Origin of the sequence: Flavihumibacter cheonanensis (assembly GCF_022352215.1) — a bacterium.
In the GTDB taxonomy this organism is placed as follows: domain Bacteria; phylum Bacteroidota; class Bacteroidia; order Chitinophagales; family Chitinophagaceae; genus Flavihumibacter; species Flavihumibacter cheonanensis.
The window spans coordinates 1-279 of the sequence record NZ_JAKRWF010000220.1 but is presented as its reverse complement, the minus strand read 5'-3'; the positions used below and the strand labels follow the sequence as shown (position 1 = coordinate 279).

Here is a 279-nt window from a genome sequence, read left to right as displayed (position 1 = left end):
GTGACCGGATCCAGGGGCTTGGTCTGGCGGTCCTTTCGGGCATAGGCCAGGTAGGGCACGACGGCCGTCACGCGCGCCGCGCCATGTTCGCGCAGCGTGGCAATGAACAGCAGCAGGCGGCACAGCTTGTCGTGCGGGCTTTCGTGCGGCCCACCGTGCAGGCTGCTCACCACGTAGACGTCATCGCCCCGGGGGTCCACCAGGGGCCGCAGCTTGTGCTCGCCATCCTCGAAGCGGCGGTCCTCGTGCCGCGCCAGGGTTTCGTCGAGTGCTGCCGCC

1 protein-coding gene is annotated in these 279 nt (G+C 69.9%); it reads right to left on the bottom strand.

The genetic code is table 11. The features are described from left to right. Positions 1-279, bottom strand: a 279-nt coding sequence (locus MD536_RS21770; RefSeq protein ID WP_239603878.1) for a ribose-phosphate pyrophosphokinase-like domain-containing protein, incomplete at both ends; no start/stop codon positions are given.